Annotated in this window: 24 protein-coding genes, 1 tRNA gene and 1 pseudogene; 7 read left to right on the forward strand and 19 right to left on the reverse strand. The window is 40.9% G+C overall.

The features are described from left to right. Positions 1–242: 242 nt before the first annotated feature. From QZ019_RS03860 to QZ019_RS03875, 4 genes are all read left to right on the forward strand, one after another. Positions 243–950 (forward strand): GntR family transcriptional regulator, encoded by a 708-nt coding sequence (locus QZ019_RS03860; RefSeq protein ID WP_295482448.1) that lies wholly within the window; start codon positions 243–245, stop codon positions 948–950. A 153-nt stretch (positions 951–1,103) separates the two neighbouring features. Next, complete coding sequence (locus QZ019_RS03865; protein ID WP_295482450.1) at positions 1,104–1,844, forward strand: Bax inhibitor-1/YccA family protein; 741 nt, start codon at positions 1,104–1,106, stop codon at positions 1,842–1,844. 84 nt (positions 1,845–1,928) lie between these two features. After that, on the forward strand, positions 1,929–3,086 hold the full coding sequence (gene pheA, locus QZ019_RS03870; RefSeq protein ID WP_294568191.1) for a prephenate dehydratase: 1,158 nt from the start codon (positions 1,929–1,931) through the stop codon (positions 3,084–3,086). Positions 3,087–3,101: 15 nt separating this feature from the next. Beyond that, positions 3,102–3,986 carry an aldo/keto reductase gene (locus QZ019_RS03875; protein WP_294568189.1) on the forward strand — a complete coding sequence of 295 codons (885 nt, stop codon included), beginning with the start codon at positions 3,102–3,104 and terminating at the stop codon, positions 3,984–3,986. 28 nt (positions 3,987–4,014) lie between these two features. Here QZ019_RS03875 and QZ019_RS03880 read toward each other — a convergent pair. Beyond that, positions 4,015–4,090, reverse strand: a tRNA-Thr gene (locus QZ019_RS03880). An 86-nt stretch (positions 4,091–4,176) separates the two neighbouring features. On the opposite strand from QZ019_RS03880, the gene QZ019_RS03885 reads away from it, so the two are divergent. Together QZ019_RS03885 and QZ019_RS03890 are read left to right on the forward strand one after the other, a co-directional pair. Continuing rightward, complete coding sequence (locus QZ019_RS03885) at positions 4,177–4,587, forward strand: hypothetical protein (RefSeq protein WP_294567900.1); 411 nt, start codon at positions 4,177–4,179, stop codon at positions 4,585–4,587. A gap of 5 nt (positions 4,588–4,592) precedes the next feature. Next, the gene (locus QZ019_RS03890) at positions 4,593–5,195 is read left to right on the forward strand and encodes a sugar O-acetyltransferase (protein ID WP_295482490.1); all 603 of its coding nucleotides are present in this window, start codon (positions 4,593–4,595) and stop codon (positions 5,193–5,195) included. A gap of 1 nt (position 5,196) precedes the next feature. Here the strand turns inward: QZ019_RS03890 and QZ019_RS03895 are convergent, their stop codons facing one another. From QZ019_RS03895 to tnpA, 18 genes and pseudogenes are all read right to left on the reverse strand, one after another. Further along, complete coding sequence (locus QZ019_RS03895; RefSeq protein WP_295482493.1) at positions 5,197–6,438, reverse strand: AAA family ATPase; 1,242 nt, start codon at positions 6,436–6,438, stop codon at positions 5,197–5,199. Between the two features lie 85 nt (positions 6,439–6,523). Next, positions 6,524–7,081: a GNAT family N-acetyltransferase gene (locus tag QZ019_RS03900; protein WP_295482454.1), complete on the reverse strand. Its 558-nt coding sequence runs from the start codon at positions 7,079–7,081 to the stop codon at positions 6,524–6,526. Between the two features lie 69 nt (positions 7,082–7,150). Beyond that, positions 7,151–8,728 carry a xylulokinase gene (locus tag QZ019_RS03905; RefSeq protein WP_295482458.1) on the reverse strand — a complete coding sequence of 526 codons (1,578 nt, stop codon included), beginning with the start codon at positions 8,726–8,728 and terminating at the stop codon, positions 7,151–7,153. Positions 8,729–8,777: 49 nt separating this feature from the next. Then, positions 8,778–9,803: a sugar ABC transporter permease YjfF gene (locus QZ019_RS03910; RefSeq protein ID WP_294567907.1), complete on the reverse strand. Its 1,026-nt coding sequence runs from the start codon at positions 9,801–9,803 to the stop codon at positions 8,778–8,780. After that, the gene (locus QZ019_RS03915) at positions 9,796–10,848 is read right to left on the reverse strand and encodes an ABC transporter permease (protein ID WP_294567909.1); all 1,053 of its coding nucleotides are present in this window, start codon (positions 10,846–10,848) and stop codon (positions 9,796–9,798) included. Before QZ019_RS03915 ends, QZ019_RS03910 begins: the two co-directional genes overlap by 8 nt. Beyond that, complete coding sequence (locus QZ019_RS03920) at positions 10,835–12,367, reverse strand: sugar ABC transporter ATP-binding protein (RefSeq protein WP_295482465.1); 1,533 nt, start codon at positions 12,365–12,367, stop codon at positions 10,835–10,837. Before QZ019_RS03920 ends, QZ019_RS03915 begins: the two co-directional genes overlap by 14 nt. A gap of 96 nt (positions 12,368–12,463) precedes the next feature. Then, complete coding sequence (locus QZ019_RS03925) at positions 12,464–13,456, reverse strand: ABC transporter substrate-binding protein (RefSeq protein ID WP_249082151.1); 993 nt, start codon at positions 13,454–13,456, stop codon at positions 12,464–12,466. Positions 13,457–13,785: 329 nt separating this feature from the next. Further along, positions 13,786–14,574, reverse strand: coding sequence for an energy transducer TonB (locus QZ019_RS03930; RefSeq protein WP_295482470.1), 789 nt, complete (start codon positions 14,572–14,574; stop codon positions 13,786–13,788). 5 nt (positions 14,575–14,579) lie between these two features. Beyond that, a complete protein-coding gene (locus QZ019_RS03935) occupies positions 14,580–14,972 on the reverse strand; it encodes a biopolymer transporter ExbD (protein ID WP_295482472.1) in 393 nt (130 codons plus the stop codon). 3 nt (positions 14,973–14,975) lie between these two features. Beyond that, entirely contained in the window at positions 14,976–15,587 is a 612-nt protein-coding gene (locus QZ019_RS03940; protein WP_249082142.1) for a MotA/TolQ/ExbB proton channel family protein, read from the reverse strand. Positions 15,588–15,590: 3 nt separating this feature from the next. Beyond that, positions 15,591–16,121 (reverse strand): flavodoxin family protein, encoded by a 531-nt coding sequence (locus tag QZ019_RS03945; RefSeq protein WP_009142246.1) that lies wholly within the window; start codon positions 16,119–16,121, stop codon positions 15,591–15,593. Between the two features lies 1 nt (position 16,122). Continuing rightward, positions 16,123–16,629, reverse strand: coding sequence for a heme utilization cystosolic carrier protein HutX (hutX, locus tag QZ019_RS03950; RefSeq protein ID WP_295482476.1), 507 nt, complete (start codon positions 16,627–16,629; stop codon positions 16,123–16,125). Next, positions 16,626–18,029: an ABC transporter ATP-binding protein gene (locus QZ019_RS03955; protein ID WP_295482477.1), complete on the reverse strand. Its 1,404-nt coding sequence runs from the start codon at positions 18,027–18,029 to the stop codon at positions 16,626–16,628. The genes hutX and QZ019_RS03955 overlap by 4 nt, the downstream gene beginning before the upstream one ends. Next, positions 18,026–18,799 (reverse strand): energy-coupling factor transporter transmembrane protein EcfT, encoded by a 774-nt coding sequence (locus tag QZ019_RS03960; protein ID WP_295482479.1) that lies wholly within the window; start codon positions 18,797–18,799, stop codon positions 18,026–18,028. The genes QZ019_RS03955 and QZ019_RS03960 overlap by 4 nt, the downstream gene beginning before the upstream one ends. Continuing rightward, positions 18,780–19,322: an MptD family putative ECF transporter S component gene (locus tag QZ019_RS03965; protein WP_281757326.1), complete on the reverse strand. Its 543-nt coding sequence runs from the start codon at positions 19,320–19,322 to the stop codon at positions 18,780–18,782. Before QZ019_RS03965 ends, QZ019_RS03960 begins: the two co-directional genes overlap by 20 nt. A 40-nt stretch (positions 19,323–19,362) precedes the next feature. Then, the gene (locus QZ019_RS03970) at positions 19,363–21,438 is read right to left on the reverse strand and encodes a TonB-dependent receptor (RefSeq protein WP_295482483.1); all 2,076 of its coding nucleotides are present in this window, start codon (positions 21,436–21,438) and stop codon (positions 19,363–19,365) included. Positions 21,439–21,461: 23 nt separating this feature from the next. Further along, the gene (gene hutW / locus QZ019_RS03975) at positions 21,462–22,976 is read right to left on the reverse strand and encodes a heme anaerobic degradation radical SAM methyltransferase ChuW/HutW (protein WP_295482486.1); all 1,515 of its coding nucleotides are present in this window, start codon (positions 22,974–22,976) and stop codon (positions 21,462–21,464) included. A gap of 362 nt (positions 22,977–23,338) precedes the next feature. Continuing rightward, a pseudogene (gene tnpA, locus QZ019_RS03980) lies at positions 23,339–23,749 on the reverse strand (IS200/IS605 family transposase). Between the two features lie 28 nt (positions 23,750–23,777). Here tnpA and QZ019_RS03985 point away from each other — a divergent pair. Beyond that, the coding region (locus QZ019_RS03985; protein ID WP_295482488.1) for a transposase at positions 23,778–24,369 on the forward strand (592 nt) is incomplete at its 3' end.

Genomic DNA, 24,369 nt, shown 5'->3' on the forward strand with positions numbered 1-24,369 from the left:
TCTTTTAACTAAAATCAGTAAAAAATTAAAAATTTTTATTTATATATTTATAGATAAATAGCGAATAAAAAAGGAAGCTTACAGGAATAACAAAAATAATAAGATATAAAATTTATTTATATGATCAGATCATTTAGACATATACTAATGCTGAAATTTGCAGACTTAAGCTCCTATCTTTCTGTAAAAAAAGCTAAATTTACGTTAAACTGATCAAACTTCATTTGCAGGCGGGAACAAACGTGAACGATATTTTTTTAAGCGGTGATAAATTTGTTTTAAATTCCGTAGATCCTATAAGCCGTCAAATTTATGCCTACTTAAAGCGTGCCATTATTGAATGCCGTCTTATGCCCGGCGACCATTTATCTGAAAACGAAGTATCGGCTAAATTCAACATTTCCCGTCAGCCGGTACGTGAAGCGTTAATTAAACTCTCGGAAAACGGCTTCGTTTTAATTGAGCCAAAAAAAACCACTAGAGTAAAACGTATTTCAAGAAGCCAAGTACTGCAAGGTGCGGTAATTCGCGAAGCAATCGAATCAAAAATCATTCGTAAAACGGCAAAATGCATTGATGATAAAGTCATAGCTTTACTTGAAGAAAACGTTCACAAACAGGAAACTGTTGCCGATGACTATAACGTCCACCTGCACTTTAGCCTTGATGATGAATTCCATCGTATTATCCTGTCTGCTCCGGGCTATGACAAAGCATGGGATATAGTTGAGACGGTCAAAGGTTCAATGGATCGTCTGCGTTTTTTATCCATTGAATTTGAGTTAACGCCGATAAGCAAGACCTGCAGGGCTCACCGCAAAGTTCTGGAAGCGCTTAAAAAACGAGATCCTGACTTAGCTGAAAAGGCTATAATTCAGCATCTGCAGGAAACGTCCGAATCATTATCCATGGTTATGGATAAATGTAATCCGCAATGGTTTTCCGAGTAAACAAAAAACTCTGTTTTTTTGTTTACTTCGCTGCTAACCAAAATTGTGAGATTCTTTTGCATTTACGCTCATATTCTGCTTGTAAATTTGACTAATAGCCCCTATTTAGTACAATCGAAAGCATCTTATAAACACATTAGGAGCTATAAATAAATGCAATCATCAAATCCAGCCATAGGTGTTCTTACCCGTGAAGCCGGTGCATACAACTTCGGTGGTCTTGAAGCTGCAGCAACCCTTTCAGGAACCACGACAAAAGCGATTATTTTAGTAGCCGTTACTTTAGTTTCAGGCTACTTTTCAATGATTTACTCGGCAAACTACATAGTAGCAAATCAAGCTTTACCTTCTGTTTTAATGTACGGTTCAGTCATTGCTGCAGTAATTGTCGCAATGATTACTATTTTCAAGCCGACAGCTTCACCTATTACAGCGCCTCTTTATGCCGTACTTGAAGGTGCTGCACTAGGCTCTCTTTCCATGGCTTTTGAACTTAAATATCCTGGTATCGTCGTCACTGCCGTTATGTCAACATTTGTTGTAGTGATGGTTATGCTTGTCTTATGGAAAATGAAGCTTATCGTCCCTACTGCACGTTTTCGTTCTATAGTTGTAGGTGCTACCGGTGCAATCTGCGTCTTATATCTGCTTGATTTTGTCATGCACCTATTTAATATGGCCCTTTTGCCCCAAACCGGTGCCGTATCTATAGGAATTTCGCTTATCGTATGCTTAATTGCCTCATTAAGTCTTATTCTCGATTTTGAAAATATTCAAATCGCGGTAGATCAAGGTTTACCTAAATATTTTGAGTACTTCAACGCTTTCTCTTTATTGGTCACAATCTGCTGGCTGTATATTGAAATTCTGCGTTTGCTTTCAAAGCGCGAGTAAGAAGATTATTATTAGAAGGCGGCACTTTTGCCGCCTTTTTAGTTTTTGTTGTTACCCACCAACTACCACGAGATATAAATAAAAATGCTAAACCTCACAGAATGCCGCGACCGAATTGATTCCGTAGACAATCAGATTTTAGAACTTTTAAAACAAAGAAAAGAAATTGCCGATGATATAGCCAACTATAAGCTTGAACGTGATCAACCGGTAAGTGATAAAAACAGAGAACAGCAAAAACTCAACACTCTAATGCAAAAAGGTTCCGAAATGGGACTTGCGCCGTCTCTTATTAACAAAGTTTTCCGCCAAATTATGAATTACACCGTAGCTTATGAACTATGCTACATCCAGGATAAACTTAACAACAAAGATATAAAACGCAGCACTTCGGTTTCATATTTAGGCACAATCGGCACCTACTCTCATCTTGCCGCACATAAATATCTTGAATGCTATGCCGGAAAATTTGAAGAATACGGATGCAATTCTTTTGCTGAAATCGTGGAAAACGTAGAATGCGGAAAAACCGAATACGGAGTTTTACCGATTGAAAATTCAAGCTCTGGCAGTATTAACGACGTCCTTGATATCGTCCAGATGATGAAAGCCCGCATTGTCGGAGAACTTTTTTATCCGATTGATCATTCGCTGCTTACCGTAAACGGCGGTACCCTTGAAGAAATTACCGAAATATACTCTCATCCTCAGCCGGTTACTCAATGCTCAAATTGGCTTAATCTTCATTTACCGAATGTAAAAATCCATTACACCAGCGCTTCATCTGAAGCCATGAAAGAAGTAATAAGATTAAACAATCCGAAAATAGCCGCCCTTGGCAGTAAAAATGCAGCAAAATTCTATTCTTTAAATTCATTGGTAACCGATATTGCCAATAACCCCAACAACTTTACGCGCTTTATTGTAATTGCAATGAGTCCTATTGTTGTTCCAAACTTCGTGGATGCCAAAACCTCCATAATTTTTACCACTAAAAAATATACTCCCGGCTCATTAATTTCCGTACTAAATGAATTTAGTAAAAACAATATTAATCTTACTAAACTGCATTCAAGACCGCGTGAACGCAATGCCCGCGAGACTTGGGAAGAAATTTTCTTTGCCGATGTCGAAGCAAATCTTGATACTCCTGTCATGCAGAATATCATGGACAATCTGAAACAATTAACAGGAGAAATCAAAGTACTTGGATGTTATCCGAGCAATGAAGATCACGATTAACAACAGATTGCAATTATGAAAGATTTTGTTACCCAAGCTAAAGAGTTTACTAACATTAACTCAACCTATACTTTAAATGACGGCAACCGGATACCATGTGTCGGTTTTGGCACATGGAAAATTCGAGAAAACGAAAACGGTGAGCAAATTATCCTTGATGCTATTAATTCGGGATTTCGTCATTTTGACAGCGCCGCATTGTATAAATCCGAAACCTCCATCGGCAAGGCAATAAAAAAATCAGGCGTTCCTCGCGATCAGATTTTTATAACCACCAAAGTATGGAAAGACGATCTCTGTCCTGAAAAAGCCCGGTTATCTCTTGAAAATTCTTTACGCGATCTGCAAACTGACTTTGTTGATTTACTGCTTATCCACTGGCCTAAAGCCTCTAAAAAGGACAACAAGTGGCAAGATAAGCTAGCATCCACATGGAGCGAATTTATAAAGATGCGCTCTGAAGGAATAGTAAAATCCATCGGTGTTGCTAATTTTCTCCCTCACCACTTTGCCGCGCTGCAAAGCGATGTACTTCCTTGCATCAATCAAATCGAGTTTCATCCGGGTTACCTGCAAGAAGAGGCTTACGAATATTCAGTCAAACACAATATTTTAATTGAAGCATGGCGTCCTCTTGGACAAGGCGGACTAATCGATAACGATAAACTAAAAGATATTGCCGCACACCACAACAAAACCGCAGCGCAAATTCTATTGCGTTACTCATTACAACGCGGAGTACTTCCTCTGCCTAAAACAACTCATAGTGACCGTATGCTTGAAAATCAAAAGCTGTTTGACTTTGCGCTTTGCGAAGAAGAAATGTCTGAGTTGAATAATCTGCCGTTATGCGCTTGGTCTGGAGAACATCCTGATACGGCTATTCCCTGGGATGATTGATTAATCCAAATGAGGGGAAAAAGACAGGTGGTGCTGGCTACGGGAGTCGAACCTGCGACCTATTGATTACGAATCAATTGCTCTACCAACTGAGCTAAGCCAGCAACAGGGGCATATTTTAACAAAAAGAGTGTATACTGACCACAGATAATTTCATATATTTCTTTTAAACTACAACCTTAATATTTTTATGCTTGATCAATATCGTCCTATTCTTTTTGCCTGCTCTTTAATTGTCGCCCTTTGGGCTGTAGCAATAACTTCCAATCCGTCATTTCCCGATCCTCTTCATTTATCCTTGCTGATTGCAGGTGCGGCTTGGCTTGTTTTTGGCGGAATTATCAGTAATAAAGAAAGAAGATTCGTTGCTGCAATATTTTTATTAGCAACCGCTATTGCTCCTTTTATTTTCTACAGTGAACTTTATTACATTCAACAAAACAACCAAGACATCGATACGACCGTGTTTGAAGCTAATTTTAAACATGCTGTGGTTATCTACAATATGCTGCGCTATTTTCTGCTTGCCTGTTCATTTTTAGTCATCATGCTAAGACTTGGTCGCGCCATAAAAAATTTTGCTCAAGACAGACCGGAATAATCGTGATGTCAAAAGATATCAGCAAATTAACAGAGCGTGAAAAATGCGAACTCGGCATGCTTTATGATGCCAATTACAGTGAAGAAACCGTAAAACTGCGCTTGAAATGCCAGGAGCTTTGCTTTGACTTTAATCAAATTCGTCCAAGCGATCTGAAACAGCAGGAAGAACAAATCAGAAAAATTGTCAGCAAGTGTGGCAAATCTCCCGTAATAACCGCTCCTTTTCACTGTGACAACGGTTTTAATATTGAACTTGGTGACTATTTTTACGCCAATTACAATTTAATCATTTTAGACGGAGCTAAAGTAACTATCGGCGATCATGTTTTTATAGCGCCCAATTGCTGTATCTCAACCGCAGGACATCCTCTTGATGCCAAAAGACGCAATCAAGGTCTAGAGTATGCATTTCCCATTACTATAGGGTCAAATGTCTGGATTGGCGCAAACGTCTGTATTTTACCGGGCGTTACAATTGGAGAAGGGGCGGTAATTGGAGCAGGATCTGTCGTAAACAAAGATATCCCGCCCTACACCGTAGCCGTCGGCAATCCATGCAAAGTCCTACGTAAAATCACCGACAAAGACATTCTAAAATATCGTTAAATCAATCAAACAACATTATCGGGTCGATAGAAAAGAATTCCTCAGGCTTCATAGCTGCCGGCCCAACAATAAAACTTCGATACGGCTTAAACTTTTCATTAAAAGCATTAAGACCTTTTGAAAACACTTCAAAATTGCTTTTCACCTCTATTGCTACAATACGATCTCCCTTTTTAAGGATATAATCAACCTCAAGATCTCCCTCTTTCCAATAAAAAACCTCAAAACGTCCTGTAAAGGATGCACTAACCAAAAATGCACCGATTGCCGATTCAAATATCCTGCCGTAAAGAGCTTTGTCTTTTTGTACACTGTCATATGAAAGTTGCAAAAAATTAGTTTTAAGAGCGTTATTCCACACTTGCAATTTAGGTGGAGAAGCTCTCAGTCTTGCTCTATCCATTGAAAATTTAGGCAAAGCACTGATAAGCCCGCTTTCCTCCAGTAAATCAAGATAATTTGCCAAAGTAGAGGTATTACCTTTTTCTTGCAGACAACCCAAAAGCTTATTTAAAGAAATAATTTCTCCTGAATAATTGCATGCCAAATCAACAAGACGCCTCAATAAAGCCGGCTTTGCAATCGGAGTGTCAATTATTATGTCTTTTTCTACAGTGGCATTTATGATTGCATCCACCAAAAAAGCTGCATTTCTTTCCTTATCTTCAGCTGACATTACAAAATTATCGCGCATCAAAGAGGCAAATAAAGGATAACCTCCGAAAAACACAAAATCTTCTACAGAAAAATTAAATGCATTTTTCATTTCAAGGTATGACCAATGAGACATTCTTATGATTTCAAAGCGCCCCATCAATGATTCTGCCAAACCTTTCAACAATAGAACACGCGAAGATCCCAGCAAAAAAACTTTTATATTTACTCCATCAAAAGAATCAGCATCCCACTCTTTTTTAATAAAACTACTCCACTGCGGAACATTCTGAATTTCATCAAAAACTAAAATAAATTCTGATAACTTTTCACTTTTTATTTTCAACCTAGCCTCATTCCATGCAGAGCTAATAAAGTCATTTCTATATCGATTTCCGCCCTCAATCAGATGATATGCAAATGCGCAAGAGCACTCTTGCAAGGCTTGTCTTACTGTTGTCGTCTTCCCTATCTGACGAGGTCCTGATACGATTTGGATTAAACGACGAGGTTCCTGCATTCTCTTTTTTATTAACGAAAAAACAGTGCGCTTAAACATATAAACCCTCGCTTCCTTCAAGATCATCATAATCAATTATACATATTATATAGTTTCATCTCCATAATTATACTCAGTCATCTCGTAAATTATCTGCAGTGATTGAGTAAAAACATCAACTATTCTGATCTTGAGATTTTAAAAGAGACCACTCTTTTTGCGTAAGATCAAAAACAATATGAGGCATAGTAACGTTGCGATAATGTTTGATAATTATGTCTATTGCCTTTAGTCCGCAGCGCCTTGCCACATTCATAGATGCTGTATTCGTATCACGCACAAAAGCAAATACTCTTGGCGCTTTTAATACCGTAAAAGCATAGTCACGCGCAGCTTTTGCCGCCTCCGTCGCATAGCCCTGATGCCAAAAATCAGCACAAAACAGATACCCAACCTCATGAACTAACGAATTTTGGTATTCCTGCATGGTTATGCCGCACTGCCCAATCATTTCATCTGTCGTCTTTAAATATATTCCGTTTAAAGCAAAACCGTATTCATCGTATCGCCATAGCATTTTGTTAAGCCAGGCTTCAGTCATCTCGTCGTCAAAAACACCTTCATAAGCGTACATAACGCGCGGATCCTGCAGCATCTTTTTAAGGTCAAAAATTGAATCTGCAGTAAGTTTTTTTGCGTATAGGCGCTTCGTTTCAAAAATAATTTCACTCATGACTTTAAGTATTTCAACAAAAAAGAAGGGAGACACAAGCCTCCCTCCTAATGACAATTAATTTAAAAACTACTTAAGGTTATCAACGGCGCATTTCTCGATAGCAATACCTGCCTTATAGCGCTCCATGAAAGCTTCAAAGCCTTTGACGTCATCAGCCGTAGGAGCGATAGTAGAACCTTCAGCGCCTTTAAATACTTTATCATCAAGGTACTGAGGTAAAGTCAAACCGCCCTTGTTAACGACAAAAGCCGCCAAAATAGCGATACCCCAGGCACCGCCTTCCCCAGCTGTTTCCATTACGGAAACAGGTGCATTCATGGCATCAGCCATGATCTTCTGACCTACGCCCTTGGTCTTGAACAATCCACCGTGACCTAACAATTTATCAATAGCCACATTCTCTTCATCAAGAATGTTCATACCAATCTTGATAGCGCCCAATGTGGTGTAAAGATGGGTACGCATGAAGTTTGCAAGACTGAATTTACTGTCAGGTGTGCGTACAAATAAAGGACGTCCTTCTTCAAGACCCGTAATAAACTCACCAGAGAAATAACCGTATGAAAGCAACCCGCTGCAATCGGCATCTCCTTCCAATGCCTTATTGTATAAAAGTCCGTACAAGGCATTAGCATCCATATTAAGGCCTGCGGCCTTGGCGAACTCACCAAAAAGTCCTACCCATGCGTTCAAGTCTGAGGTGCAGTTATTGGCGTGAACCATGGCGACGGGAGATCCGTCGGGAGTCGTGACCATATCAATTTCACGATGCAGCTTCGATAATGCTCTTTCCAAAACCACCATCGCAAAAATAGAAGTTCCTGCTGATACGTTACCGGTGCGCTTGGCACAGGAATTGGTAGCCACCATACCGGTCCCTGCATCGCCTTCAGGTGCGCACATCGGGATACCTGCCTTTAAAGTTCCGGTAGGATCCAAAAGTTTGGCGCCTTCTTCAGTTAAGCATCCTGCATCATCACCTGCGCACAAGACTTTAGGCATCAAATCCTTGACGTGCTTCCACTTGAAATTATACGGAGCTACGAGTTCATCAAACTGCTCAAGGAAACGATCAACAAAATCGAACTTGTCAGAATCAATCGGGAACATACCGGCAGCATCACCGATACCTAAAACTCTTTTTCCGGTAAGCTTCCAATGAATATATCCTGACAAGGTGCAAAAGTAATCCAAATCGTTTACGTGCTCTTCTTTATCAAGAATGCACTGATAAAGATGAGAAATACTCCAACGCTCAGGAATATTGAATTGGAACAAATCGGTAAGCTTACCTGATGCGTCACGGGCTTCGGTATTTCGCCAGGTTCTAAACGGAACCATGAGCTCGCCTTCTTTATTAAATGCCATATATCCGTGCATCATGGCACTTACGCCGAAAGCTCCTACATGAGTAAGGGCAACCCCGAATTTTTCCTTAACGTCGGCACATAAATTTTTATAGCAATCCTGAAGACCTGTCCAAACATCATCAAGATGATAAGTCCAAATTCCGTTCTCAAGACGATTCTCCCAGGCATGATCTCCTGATGCTATAGGCTTATGATTTTCATCAATAAGCACGGCTTTAATACGGGTAGAACCGAGTTCAATACCTAAATAAGTTTTATCTAAATTAATTGCCATAAGCACCTCTGAAAAACGCCTGATTTGTATCAGGCGTTTTGATTAAGAACTACTTTTTCTGCTTATCGTTGCCTTTTTCGGCACTTAAGTTCATAAGCTTATTCTTATGTTCGTTAACGATAGCCTGCATTACGATAAAGAGGCAAAGCAAAATACCGACCACAATCTTGGTCCACCAGGCAGACAACGTGCCTTGGAAAGAGATAATGGTCAAGATCGTGCCTTGGATCATAACGCCTAACACGGTACCGGGAATAAATCCGACGCCGCCCATCAACTGTGTGCCGCCGATAACTGATGAGGCAATTGCGTCCATTTCCATACCAAGACCATGTAAAGTATAGCCCGAAAGCATGATCCAAGAATATGTAATACCTCCCAAAGCCGAACAAAAGCCTGAAATAATATAGACTTTCATGCGGATAGCATCTACGCGCAAGCCCATCAATCTTGAAGACTGCTCATTGCCGCCTACGGCATATACGGATCGGCCGAATGATGTGTAGCGCAGCACAATGGTAGCAATCACAACTACGATCAGAGCGATAATTGCACCTAATGACAAGAAGCAATCTCCGATTTCAAGCGACATAAAGGCCAAATCGCCATACTCGACATTGTCGATAGGAACGCTGTCACGGGAAATCATCGCGGTAAGACCGCGGCATAAAAACATCGTGCCCAAGGTAACGATAAAAGGCTGAAGTTTAAAGAAAGTAATGAAAAAGCCGTTTATGGTTCCTACGACAACACCGATGAATAAAGCAATCAACATGCAGACATACGGACTTAAAGAGGTATCACGCATGAGATATGCCAAAGTCATGCAGCACAAAGAAACTACTGCTCCTACGGACAAATCGATACCGCCGCCGCCTGACAAAATCGTGAAGGTAACGCCGACAGTCACGATAATAAGCGGGGCATTATCAATAAAGAGGTTTAAAAATACCTGCGGACTGAAAAAGCCCTCAAAAGATATCGATCCGATACCGAACAGGATAATAAACAAAAGGCCCGTTACGTAGAAAGAAAAACGCGGCGAAGCAACAAGATTACTAAAGAAACTACGCATTTGAAGCCTCCTTATTGCTTACAGCCTCGGCTCTTTTAAGCTTCCACTTGCGGAACATTTCCTTAAATTTCTCTGACTGAATGGTAATGATAAGTAAAATAACGATAGCTTTGATTGCCGGCAGACGGTCTGAAGAAACGCCCACTGCATACATGGTCGTAGTCAGAGTCTGAATGGTAATGGCACCGATAATGGTACCGCCGATATAGTAACGGCCGCCGACCATCAAGGTACCGCCTAAGGTTACGGCCAAGATGGCATCCATTTCCATATTAAGACCGGCATTATTGGCATCTGCTGCTCGAATCAAAGAACCTTCTATAAGACCTGCAGTACCTGCACAAAATCCCGAGAAAATGTACACGGCAAAAAGTACTGCGGTAACTTTAATGCCTGCATAACGTGATGCCGTCTGATTAATACCTACGGACTGAATCATAAGTCCAAGCGAAGTTTTTCTATCCAGCACGATTACTAAGATAACCATCGCAAGAGCAATCAGCATCGCGGTAGGAAGCATCACACCCGGAATATTTCCGCCGATGTAGCTAAAAGGCTTATAGTAAACGGTAATGATCTGACCGTCGGTAATTAACTGAGCTATACCGCGACCTGCCGTCATCAAAATCAAAGTGGCAACCATTGCCTGAATCTTGAATTTGGCAACCAAAGTACCGTTCCATATTCCCGAAACAATGCCGGCGCACAAAGCAGCTATTATCGCGACGATAAACGGATGCTGCGGAACACCGCTGATATCACCGCCTAACATATAACAGCATACTGCAGCGGAAATCGCGACTACGGCACCGACTGAAATATCAATACCGCCGGTGGCAATAACGAAAGTCATACCCAAAGACAGAATGATGAGCGAGCTGGCACGGTACAAAATATCAATCGGACGACCGTACAGATTGCCGTTTTCCATCATCTGAATCGAGAAAAAGTCTTCAACGAATACGGCGTTGAATAAAAGCAGCAAGGCAAGAGCCGTAAGAGGCAACGCCATGGAGCTTTTGCTGAATTTTTTAATTATTTCCATGATAATCTCCGGCAATAGCCTGCATGATATGAGCCGTAGAAATTTCATCACCGTTTAACTCAGTGATTTTTTCATGGTCGCGAATGATAAGAACGCGCGAACAAGTTCTGACCATTTCTCCCATCTCGCCTGAAATAAATATCACCGACATACCTTTTTCTTTGGCAAGCCGCACTGATAAAGCTTCAATTTCAGTCTTGGTACCGACGTCAATACCGCGGGTAGGCTCATCGAGAATTAATAAATTAGGCTCGGTAGCAAGCCATCTGGCGATAATTACCTTCTGCTGATTGCCGCCTGAGAGATTTTTAATAAGCTGCTCGCGATCAGATACTTTTATACGCAAAAGATCGATGTAATAATCGGCAAGCTCATTCTGCTTTTTACGCGGCATATGCTTGAACATTCCGTCTTTGGCCTGCATTGCCAAAATAATATTCTCGCGTACCGACAAGTCACCGATAATTCCTTGAACTTTTCGATCTTCAGGACAAAAAGCAATACGGTTTTTCATCTGATCCATAGGGCTTTTTACCGATACCTGCACACCATCGACTTTTATAGTGCCCTCGGCAATCGGCATAATGCCGAAAATCGTTTCGGCTATTTCTGAACGTCCTGAACCGAGCAAACCGCCAAGGCCCACGACTTCACCCTTTTTAATCGACATGGATAAGTCTTTAACTTTTCCGGGAACGGTAACATGATCAAACTCAATTACGTTCTCGTCTTTAGGTACGGACTTATCAACATTGCTTTCGATCTGATCTTCTTTTATTTCCTTGCCCATCATCTTGGAAATAAGTTCAATGCGGGGAAGATCTTTAATTTCATACTCACCTACATATGAGCCGTCTCTTAATACCGTAATACGATCGCAGATAGTATAAATTTGCTCTAAGAAGTGAGAAATAAAGATAATTGAAATACCCATGCCCTTTAATTTGCGCATAATGGCAAAAAGGCGTTCCACTTCATTATCCGATAATGATGAAGTCGGCTCATCTAAAATCAAAATACGGCATTTGGTATCGATTGCTCGAGCTATAGCAATCATCTGCTGCATGGCAACCGGATAGAAATTCAATACGCGGTTTACATCTATATCAATGCCAAGTTCATTATGCAGCAGTTTTTTAGCTTTAGAGGACATAGTAGCCCAGTCGATTTGACCGAACTTTCCGCGCGGCTCTCGTCCGATGTAAATATTTTCGGCTACGGTTAAATTAGCGCACAGATTAACTTCCTGATATACGGTAGAAATACCTAACTTCTGACTTTCAAGCGGGGTTTTGGGCTCTATTATGTTTCCGTTAAATTCAATTTGTCCGTTAGTTTTATGATAAACGCCGGTCAATACTTTAATCAATGTCGATTTTCCGGCTCCGTTTTCACCCATAAGAGAGTGAATCTCACCGCGTTTTAAATTAAATTCAACATTTTTTAGAGCTTTTACTCCGGGGAAGAACATATCGATGTTCTTCATATGAAGGATATAATCGCCTTCATTTGCGGCCATGAGAACCTCCCCTAAACATATAATTTTTATATTGTCTTTAATAGAAAAAAATGTCCACACACAAATTCCCTGCGGTGGACACTCTTTTATGTGAAATTAATACTGGCGAGTAGCAAAGGCTTCTTTTGCATTGGTGGTATCAAATACGCCTTCGTCAACGTATACGCTCTTCTCAACCGGCTCGCCCTTTAAAATCTTCTTGGCGGTAGTAAAGAAGAGATCGCCCTGCAGCGGGTTGCACTCAACGGTAGCATTTGCCTTGCCGTCAATCATAGCCTGGAACATGCCCTTAACGGCATCGCAGCCTACGATAACGATATCTTTTGAAGGCTTGAGACCTGCAGCTTCAATAGCCTGAATAGCACCTAAAGCCATATCATCATTCTGAGAGAACAGAATATCAATATCATCACGATAAGACTTCAAGAAAGACTCCATAACTTCCTGGCCCTTGGCACGAGTGAAATCACCGGTCTGAGAAGCTAAGATATTGTATCTGCCTTTATTCGGGCTCTCGTTTAATGCATCGTCAAAGCCGTGAGAACGTCCGGTAGCTGCTGAAGCACCTACGGTACCCTCAAGAATTACGATATTAAGCTTATCGCCGCCGTTACGCGGTTTTAAATTGTTCTGGGTTACGTAATTGTCGATCCAATCGAAAGCTTTGCGGCCCTCGGCATAAGAATCGGTACCGATCTTAGCTACATATAAGGAATCATCGGAAACAGTCAAATCACGGTCCATAATCATTACCGGGATCTTGGCGCGCTTGGCTTCACGCAAAATATTATCCCAACCGGTAGCAACGATAGGAACGAAACCGATCAAATCAACTTTCTGGGCAATGAAAGTACGAATTGCCTTAATCTGGTTTTCCTGCTTTTGCTGAGCGTCAGAGAACTTTAAGTCAATGTTGTGCTTAACAGCTGCTGCTTTAACGTCGTTAGTGTTAGCAGTACGCCACTCGGACTCTGCACCGATCTGAGAAAAGCCGATAGTGTACTCCGGCTCTGCAGCCTGAGCGAACATTGAAGTAGTAGCTAATGCAGCACCTAAAGCCACAGCCATAAAAGTCTTAGAAATTCTCATAATTACTCCTCACTGTTTCAAGCAAAAACGCTTAACAAGCGTTTACGTAACATTGAATTTATTACCAGATAAAATAATTAAAAAGCGGTAAAACCTTTTTTTGTGATATTTATCCGTAAATACTTCATAAATATTGATGAAAATAAGAACTATGTCAAAGTTTTACAACAAACTTTGACAAATTGCGCCCAACCTTGTACCCAAAAACCAAAACAATAAATAACCCATTGATTTTAAATTAATAAGTTACAACAATCCCTCATAATTAAAGCTTGTAAACAATATATTTTCCGCAATTTACGAAAACGTTTTCGAAAAACAGTTAATTTTTACTCAATGAGCTTAAAACTGACCGGAACTTTTACGTTAAAATCACCGCCCTGTGCGCCGGTATTAAAACCGACAAGCTTTGCTCCAAGACGTTTACAGGCAGAATCAAGAACGACCTGTCCGCTTGTTTGTGTTACGGTTGCACCGGTTACTACTCCGCTTGAATTTACTTTAAAACTTATCTCGCACTTACCTTCAATGCCCTGCCTTCTGGCTCTTGACGGATATTCTTTTAAGCTTGACACTCGTGACAGCAATGAAGAAAAAGCATTTTTATAAATCCCGGCAGATCTTGCCGCTGCCGATTGTGCTTTTGCAGAGCCTTGCAAAGAGCCTTTTTTATTACCGCTGCCGCTTTTATCGGCGGCTATGGTCTTAGGTAAATCTGTTGAAGATCTTTTTACGGATTTTTTCTTTTTAACGACCGTCTTTTTCTTTTGAGGAGAAGTTGTTACCTCTTTTTTGCGAGGCTCAGACTTTACGATCTCAGGTGCAGGTTTTATAGCCTCCTTTACTACAGGAGTGAGATCTTTAACTTCCTTTACTTCTTTAACTTCTTCTACCTGTTCTTCCTCAAGCGACTTTTCTTTTGGTCCTCCGTCAGGATCTCCTAAAACAGCCGGCGCAGTCTCCTGCTCTATGGATAAAATTTGCACTTCTACCGTTTCTTCAACCTGTTTCGATTCACTTACTCCCGAATAGATAAAAGCTCCGGCACAAAAAACTCCCAATAGCGCTACAGTTATCAGACTTGCAAGTTTATCCGCTGTTGCTTGTAAATTATCCATTTACATCACTCTTTTTTGGTCGTAATCGAAAATCTGCCGTCACGCTTAATTTTTGCTACATCAACCACGTCAACAAAAGACTGAAACGGTGTCTGCATATCAGCGTAAATATTAAGTGCTTTTTCAGGCTCTGAATCCAAAATCAGCTTAAGCTCTTCTTTATCAATAATTCGATTGTCATACACGATAGAGCCGTCTTTATGCAGAGCGACGACTAAAAAATCCTGTTTTTTAACCGCCTGCCCGGCTTCCGAGCTCGGCAGCGCCACCTCTAAAATCGGTTTGGCAAAGCTCATTGTCAGAATAAAGAAAATGACGAGCATAAAAATAACGTCAATAAGCGGTGTTAAATCAATATGCGCATCATCTCCGAAATTAAAATCGCTAAATTGTTTCATGTACTATTCCTTTTCTTTTCTCTCGTGCACCTTTTTGGTAATTACAATCGCACGATATGAATGTTCAATGGCTTCAATCTGAAAAGTACGCATTCTCAAAGACAGAAAGTAATAAATAACCATGGTAGGAATAGCCACGGTAAGCCCCATTACAGTAGTAATAAGTGCCTGCCAAATACCGCGTGCCAAAACTTCAGGATTTTGCGCAGCTGCCGCGGATACGGCATCAAAAACCATCAGCATACCGCTTACCGTACCCAAGAGTCCGAGCAAAGGCGAAATCACCGTTATCATTTTTAAAATAGACAAACCGTTAATCGCCGTTTTAAAATTTCGGTTAAATAAATAAGCGACTTCGGCACGAATGTCATCAGAATGGGATGCATGCGTCTGCACTATATCTTTTATGATCCGCAAAAACGGATTGCTGCCCTCATAATCGCGCAGACATCTCTCATCCCCGCGCTGCACGTCTAAAAAACGCTGTTTAAACTCACGCCAGGACAAAGCGGTATAAATTAAACTGCGGGCACAAATAAAAACCGCTGCGATACCGATTATAACTATGGCTACGCCGCACGGGCCGATAAGTCCGTATATAGTTTCAAGATCCATCTGCTAACCTCTTGCTTTTATCTTCAGAGCTTTTTCCTGCCAATACTGGGCTTTAAGCAAAGCCTTAAGACGGTCGGCCGCATCAGGATGAACGGCAGCTTTGGCAATACGCTCTACATGTTTAGGATCTTCTTTTAATCCCGGAAATTTTTCATACATAAGGTTTAATACCTGCTTGCTGATCTTTCCCTGTACCCAAAAGGTTCCTAAAAGCCGATTGCCTCTATGACCTTCCTTTAATGCGGCAATTGCACTTTGCATCACCTTTGCTGCCGCCTCACTTTGCGGATCTCCGCCCAATGTGCCGAATATTCCGACCTTTTTGTAATAAAGACTTTTAAGTACGGACAATGAGTCATTATCGACATGCCCCGAATCAAGCCAAAAACCGACTAAAACGGTGTCATATGCTGACAGATCATACTTTTCCGTCGTTCTCTTTAAATCGCAACCACACCCGAAGCCTTTTTGCACATATCGGGCGATTTTATAAGTGTTGCCGGTTTTTGAACTGACCAAAACCAAAGACTTCATTTTAGTTAGCTCCGTTCTCAGCTATAAAGGCGTTAAACAGCTCTTCTGCCTTAGGATCTATTTTTTGTCCTTCACGCGGCAAATAGAATGAGTACATAACTTTACCGTCAGTGTTAATAAAAGCTACCTGGCGGCTTTCAAGCTGCATAAATGGGATCTTAAGCAAAGCAATAGAACTTACGGTTTCCTTACGTAAATGTCCGTTCAAACAATTTTTGCCGAAAAGATTGAAATAACCGAACCCCTCACGTCCGTGCTCTACTTTGGTTTTAAACTCAAAGATATTGCCTGAACTTTCAATAAAGAAAGTTAACGTATCAATCTCCGTTAACATCTGCCAGACCTTATAAAAATAAGATCCTTCAAACAGCATCCCCATACCTTCGGGCAAAGCTTTAATCACCTCAAGCTCGCTTTTGCGGCAAACCCCGGCAAGCATCTGCAGCCCCATACTTTTACCGCCTGAGATAAGCTCTTTTAACTGCTGCTGCAAAGAAATTCCGTTCATACAGTCTCCTTTTTAAGTCTTAATGCTTTTAAATTCTTATCATCTATAAGTTCAAGATCGTGCGTTATCACCAAAGCCGCACGCCCGTCTTTTGCATAGTCATGCAAAATATTTTTAATGCGCTGCATATTGGCACCGTCAAGTCCGCTTGTAGGCTCATCCAAAACCAATACCTGAGGATTTTTGGCCAAAGCGCAGGCTATTACCAATCTTTGCTTTTGTCCGCCTGACAAAGACTGAGGATGTCGATAGGACAAAGCACTTAAATCAAGTTTTTCAAGCAGCTCCATTACCTTGCCAGGCTGCGGTTTAATTCCCTCTGCCAAAGTCATACATATAGCAACTTCCTGATATACGGTCTGCATATTTAACTGGTAATCGGTATTCTGCAGCACGATACTGCCAAGCTGCAGCGGTTTTTTCCCCTTAGGATCTTTAAACTCAATTTTGCCGCCTTTTAATTTCTCAAGCCCGAAAATAAGGCGTGACAAGGTAGTCTTGCCGATACCGTTTTCACCGATAAGAACATTGATCCCCTCAGGGACGGCAAAATTCAAATCCTTGAAAATTGTCTTGCCGTCTTTGTAAGAAAAAGCAACATGTTCGCCTTTTACGACATAATCCGTACCACACGGATCCAAATCTTTAAGTAAAGCTCTTCTGTCTGTTACATAAGCCTTGCGCAAACCGTATTCTTTTTGCAGCGACGCATTATCAAGAATGGAAAATTTGCCTTCTTTTTCGATTTTTCCGTTTGACATAATCAAAACCCGATCGGCGATGGCATTTAACCAATAATGACGATGATCGACTATGAAAATACAATAACCTTCCTGTTTTAACTCAAACAAAAGCCGCGCCAAATCCTCCGTTGATTGAGGGTCAAGGTTCGCCGTAGGCTCATCTAAAATGATGTTTTTACCGTGCAAAGCGACAATTTCGGCAAGACCTACCTTCTGCTTTTGCCCCTCGGACAATGCCGCAATGGAATTATTCCTTATATCCTCAAGAGAAAACCTTTTAATAACGCTTTCAAGACGGCGCTTGATTTCATCGCGGGAAAGTCCCATCCACTCAAGCGCAAAGACGATTTCATCCTCGACGTTAAGGGCAAAAAACTGCCGCTCGGGATCCTGAAACAGAGTACCGACTCTTCTTGAAATTTCGGTCAAATCCATCTCTGCACTATTTTCACCGTTAAGGCTTACCGATCCTTCAAGAGTTCCGCCGTAATAGTCGGGACACAAGCCGTTAATGACGCGGATAACCGTAGATTTACCGCATCCCGATCTTCCGGTACACAATACGATTTCACCGTCGTTTACGGTAAACGAAACATTGTTTAGTGCTTTTTCTTTACTGTCAGAATAAGTGTAGCTGACGTTTTTTACTTCAATCATCCGTGCATCGATCCGTAAAAGCTGCCGCCTGAAATGTACTCAAATACAAGACAGGTGCCGGTTAAAATCACGCTGAAAACGATAAAAGCTATATCGCGCTTTTTAAGCCGCATCCTTTTATAGGTACACAAATTGCTGCTACCTATTCCTTTAAGCTCCGCCGCAACCCCCAAATCCTCTGAGGTTCTAAGAGACATAAACACAAGCGGCGTAAAACATAAACGGGTCAATAAAACCGGGTGAGTCAGCACGTTTTTGACATTTACTTCAAAACCGCGAATTTTCATTGCCTCAAATACCTGTTTAATGTCATGGATAAAAGAAGGTACAAAGCGGATCATCACGGCGCCCGGCAGATAAATCACAAAAGGAAGGTGCAGATTCTGCAAAGTGGTAAGAAGACTTTGTACTCTAATGGTCAAAGCCATCGGCATTACCACATTCATGACCGAGGCACCGCGCAAAAATGGCATAGCCAAAGAGTCAATTCGGGCACTGTTTTTAAACTGCGGATAAAAGCTGACTAAAAGACTGACGCAAAAAACAGACAACAGCATTACGCCGATAAAAAATAGATAACTTACCAAAAGTACCTTATAACGGCGCATGCACAAAGCGTAAACAAGCGTTACGACAAACAAAGTCAAAAGCGGCAAAGGCCTGGTTAAAAACAAAGCGACAAGCGAACACAGCAGCGCAAAAACCATCTTTGACTTAACGTCAAAATGATGCAGAATACTCAATTTTGCATTAGTGAATAATTCCGGCATGCTTTAACTCCCTTGCAGATCTGACGCCCGTATACAAACCGATAAGCGATCCGATATAGCCGACACCGACAATCACGACTACTACCACCATAAGTCCCGGAGATTCGCGCATAATTACGTAACTTACGCCCAAAGACAAAAACTTTGAGATAAGGTCATATAAAAACACCGCCAAAACCGGAGCGTAAAAACGCTTAAAGCCGCCTGTTGCCAACACGATAAACTCAGCTGCAATTGCCGCAGTAAGCGTAGTAGGGATTGAAGTAATACCTCCGCCTAAAAGCAAAAAAGAAATAAGACCTGAAATCACGGCAAACAAAGACAGCGTGCCGAATTTGCGTACTTTATATAAAAGCACGACCAGCAATGTGGTAAACACCAGATTCTTGAGAACAAGAGACACCGGATTAAGTCCGCCGCCTGCCAAAGCAATCACCAAAGTAACCACTTTGGCAGCTGCGGCAAACACGCCCAGAACTACCAGTTCCCGACAATTGAAATAACGTTTTTTTATTTTTTGCATAGTCAAATAACGGCATCTTGCGATGCCGTCAGGGATAGGATTAGAACCTTGCGTTAGCAGTTACAACAGCGTGAACCCCGGCTTCGGGCAGAGAATCATTTACGTAATATTCTTTGTCAAAAATATTAAGTACTGCAGCTGTCACTGAATATTGACGTTCATCACCGAACAAAGCACCTAACTCAATGTTAGCTGTCGTATATCCGGCATGATGGGTCTTAGTAATTTCACCTTGAGACTCAGACTCTTCATTACGATCTGTTGCTCCTCTGGCATAAGTATCTGCAGTAAACGTCCACAAACCGAAATCATGTTCATAACGAACACCTGCTCTATATGTAAAATCAGGAGTACCGGTATCATAAGTTTTACCTAAAATTCCGCCATAGTCGAACTGGCGACGCATCCACGTCATAGATGCATAAGGAGTGATATTGTAAGGAAGTTCATATGATGCGGTTAACTCAACACCGTAAGTAGTAGCTTTACCGACGTTTTCATATTGATAAATCATATCTGTATCATTGATAGTCTTGGTATTGATATAGTCATCAGCAAGACTTAAAAATGCAGCTACATCTAAATCAAGTTTATCGCCGGTATATCTTGCCCCAAGTTCAAAGTTGTTTGAGGTTTCCGGATCTAAATCAGGATTAGGTAAAATTGTGCCACCACCCATTGATGTTAAGTAATACTTATCTTCAGCATTAGCAACTCTAAAGCCCTGCCCCCAATTTGCACGTACAGCTAAATCTTCAATACCGCGCCAAACTAAGCCGAAATTAAATGAAGTATTACTGCTAGTATCGCTACCGGTATCATATGCATCACCGCCTATCACATTATATTTATCAAGGCTTGTCTTTACCGAGGTAAAACGTACTCCATATGTAGCGGTTAAATCTGCCGGTAAAATTGTTTCATTAGATAAAAAAGCATAAAAAGTATTTTGAGAAGCTTCTATATCTGTATAAGTGGAATTAATAATAGGCTGCCTACCCGGAATATAAAAGGTCTGAGTAGTAAAAGTATCGGTTGAACCGTCCAACTCATCTGACTGAAATCCCGTTCCGACTATTAAATAATTATTTTCTCCCAGTTGCCACTCTGTCTGTAACGATATACCAGCATTTTTATTTGTATTATCCGTAAAATTATTAACTTGTACTGACAAAGGAGCATTTCCCATATTGGGATAAATATAATTTTGCATCTTTTTTGACGTATCCTGAACATATACATCAAAGCGCAATCTCGCCCAATAATCGTTCAAATTCTTGGCATCGGCAAAGAAACCTAATTTCTTTCTCTCCCAAGGCTTAATTTTAACGAAGAAATCATTATAGGTACCTTCATCCCCAACCGGAAAAGGCGTATTGTAATTACCCTTATACCAATCGGCTGTAACACCCATGGTCAAATCTTCCGTAAAATCATATGACAAGAATCCTGACAATGAATGAGTATCAAAATCAGAATCTCCACGCATTGTCACACCGTCAGGAGCATTAAAATTCTTATAATCGGAATTTGAACCGCTTAAGCGATAGTTCCATCCATTATATGAACCATAGACAGATGCATTTTGACTAAAACCGTCAGCCGAACCGTCATAAGACAAACCGATACTTCCTTGTAAAGGTTTATCTCCGCCTTTTTTTGTAATAATATTAATAACGCCGCCGATTGCATCAGAGCCGTAAAGCACTGATGCAGGTCCCTTGATTACTTCAATACGCTCAATAGAAGAAGGATCGACCAAAATCGGCGTGCCTATCATGGACTTTTGTTCAAAAAGTCTTTGTCCATCAATCAAAATTACTGTGCGATCAACATCTTCACCTCTAATTTTGACATACTGCTGACCGGGCATGCCGTTAGTAGTCAACTGTACACCGGGGACATCCTCGACTAAGCGTCCTACTAGGGCTGTACCCTTTTTAGCAATTTCCTTCTCACCGACAACACCTACCGACATCGGAACATCCATAAGATCGCGGGTAACGCGGGTTGCGGTTACCTCTACACCTTTCGTGTAAACATCCTGGGCAGCCATTGCCGCAGTGGAGCCAAGGCAGACCGTCAACACGGCTGCGCTTATCTTGGTAAGTTTCATAAGTACCTCTGATTGTTTGTTTATTAATTGTTTTTAAGTTTCTTTTGCAAATAATTGGTCAAAAGCTGTGACATGGTTACGGCCCAAAAACGCCCCGCTAAAGTAAGATCGACAAATCTCCCGTTAAGCTCTAAAAGGCCAGCTTCCTGCCACTGAGTAAACACTTCCGACCCTTCTTTTGCCACATCAACTCCATGACGCCGCTTCAAATAATCAAAATCAACAAAGCCAAGTTCCAATTCTTCACCTAAGTCTTTGTATAAACGCCAATTCTCACCCGGCACAAACATCATGGATATAGGTTTCACCCCGCCTTCAACCTTCTTTAAATAATCCTCATACTTACGGGTATTCATGAAGGAAAGCCCCTGAATTTTGCCGCCGGCACCGGGACCAAAAGCCAAAGTATCGGCGTCACTTTTTGCCAAAACGTTGTAAAGATTGCGCTCACGCGTATTGCGTCCGAAATGACTTACCGATAATTGCTTCCAATGCGCTTTTTCCATAGCGTTACAGCCAATACGGTACATCTCGGCTCTCTCGCGATTGTCGGGGGCATACTTATACTTTCCTGCCTTAATTAATTTTTGCAAAGGAGAGCCTTCAAGCAAAATAAGCTGATACAAATCCACGCCATGAATAGGAAGACTGCTTACGATGTCCAGATCCTCGCGCCAAGTCGTCTCAGTTTGTCCCGGAAGACCAAAAATCAGATCTATAACCACGCTTGACTCATCATAAGCTGATAAATTTTCAAGTCCTCTTATCAATTCGTCTTTTGTTGAAAGTCGCCCTACCGACTGTCTTATTTCAGTATCAAAGGTCTGAACCCCAAGTGAAAAACGGTTGGCTCCTGCTTTAAGACACGCTTCTATCTTTTCATCATCAAAAAAAGAAATACGACCTTCAACAGTAAACTCATAATCATTTGATAAAGGAAGAACTTCCCTACAAGTGGTGATAATGCGTTCAAGATCACAAGCTTCAAGTGCGGTAGGAGTGCCGCCGCCCATATAAACAGCATGAATCGGCTTATCTTCTAATGCCTTAGAACCATGCCACATTCTGATTTCTTTTATTAAGGCATCGGTATAACGTTTGGATTCTTCAGGTTTGTATGCTCCGATGTAAAACATACAGAAAGCGCAGCGAGTCTGACAAAAAGGTACATTAATATATGCAGCGCTGCGGGTCGTCCTTTTGGTGTTTACAAGAAGATCGGATGCCATAGGAACAAAGGGAGGAGGAACAATTTGTGCGTCTCCTGAGGCATGCGCAAATTTTTTGACTTCAAACGCATCTTTTATCGGATCTGTTCCTATAGCTGCCTGCCAAGCTACCTCTTCTCCTTGAGATTCAGCCATTTTCTTCATCATCTCTTCCATGGCTGTTCCCTTATGCGGCATTTCTGCTTTACCGGCAAACAATGAAGCCATTGTTTTAACTTCACTGATTAGCGCATTCCAACTTACATTGCCGCTACTGTCGGTATGATTTTTTAAAACCTCTAAAAGTGGATTAAAGTCTGGTGAAAACATTTTATTCTCATTTTATTATTAATTAGCTATTGCTATCTATAGTTAGCGTATAGTAACAAAGCATATTTTAATTAGCAATAGCTAACTAAAATTCCGTATTAAAAACCCCGATAAATAAAAAATATGAATACATCTTCTTCAAATACCGAAAAAATACCATGCTGATTTGCTGTATTAAGGCCGCTAACACATTGGTCAAATCTGCACAATGCTGACATATAATCAAAGACACCAAAAATAACGGGGAATATTCAAGTGCATAAAGTGCGACTCTACCAAAAAAGCCGCACCTTATCAAAAAAGATCAGCGGCTAAAACCCCATCCTTTAGGGCGGAGATCATCGCGAGGAGAAGCTCAGTTTTTAATCAGGTGTTTTCTGCCGGTCAATATATTGTCGGATAATAGATATCGGAGCACCGCCGCATGAGGAAGCGAAATAAGAGGGAGACCATAAAGCCTTGCCCCACAGCTTTGTTCTAACGGCAGGATACTTACGCTTACGGATGATTATGGAAGTTGTTCCATTGAGTCTGAAGACAAGCTTTGAGCCGTATAATTTCAGCAGCTTTAAAATTAATAAATGTACTCGGTCTTGTTCACCGTCAAACTCAATCAGTTCAGAATTAAATTTTAAGCATACGTTTGCAAATATGGTTTTGAGTTAATTAATCATTGGTGCGTAAAAGATTTTTTTAGAAGATTTAATTGCAAATATCTCATTTATGTATGGATTATAAGTAGGACAACGGGTAAGATAAGTGAAGTTTTTGATTTGTAAACAATAAGATAAGAGTTTATAGATGCCGGAAATAATGCGCCTTGCTTTTAAGTATAAACTGCGTCCTACTAGGAAGCAGGAGCAGGCAATGCGTAATTTCTCCGGCTGCTGCCGTTTTGCTTATAACGCTTTGCTTGCTCAAGAGAAAGAAGAATATCAAGAATATCTTGAGGAATTGGAATCAAGGCTGTGTTGGGGAGAGGCTTTAAGTAAAGATGAAGTCAAAGCTCTCTGTGTAAAACCTAAACTTAATCAATACACATTTAATTACGCGTTAAAGAAATTAAAAGAAGAATATCCTTTTTTAAAAGAATATTGTCACAGTCAAGTCCTGCAGCAGAAAGTCATGGATTTATATGAGGCGTTTAAAAAGTTTTTTAAAGGCAATGGAGGATATCCCAAGTTTAAGAAAAGACACAGCGATGACGGCTTTCGTTATCCGCAGGGCTTTAAGGTAGAAGAGGATAACGGAAGGATTTTTCTCCCTAAAATAGGTTATGTAAGGTATCGAAACTCAAGAAAAATAGAAGGAATCCCTAAGAACGTTACCGTAAGACAGGAAGCCGACGGGTGGTATGCCTCCATTCAATGTGAATTTGAATTAAACAATCACG

It is taken from the genome of uncultured Succinatimonas sp. (assembly GCF_905203285.1).
In the GTDB taxonomy this organism is placed as follows: Bacteria; Pseudomonadota; Gammaproteobacteria; order Enterobacterales; family Succinivibrionaceae; genus Succinatimonas.